This window comes from Streptomyces aureus (assembly GCF_000725495.1).
Classification (GTDB): Bacteria; Actinomycetota; Actinomycetes; order Streptomycetales; family Streptomycetaceae; genus Streptomyces; species Streptomyces aureus_B.
The window spans coordinates 1-241 of sequence record NZ_JNZD01000119.1; the positions used below are offsets into that span (position 1 = coordinate 1).

At 64.7% G+C, this 241-nt stretch carries 1 pseudogene; it reads left to right on the forward strand.

The window, feature by feature from the left end:
* Positions 1-241, forward strand: a pseudogene (locus IO36_RS36230) (flotillin family protein); the annotation flags it as partial.

A 241-nucleotide genomic window follows, 5' to 3' on the forward strand; every position in this document is an offset into this window, starting at 1 on the left:
CCAGATAATCGAGTTGATCGGCGTCGACCTCAATGGCTACCACCTGGAGGACGCGGCGATCGACTACCTGGAGCAGACGCCGCTGACCCAGCTCGACCCGGCCAACGTCCTGGACGCGCAGGGCATCCGCAAGATCACCGAGCTGACGGCGATCGAACACGTCCGCACCAACGAGGCCCAGCGCAACGAACAGAAGGAGATCACCCGGCAGGACGTCGACGCCCGCGAGGCGATCCTGGAA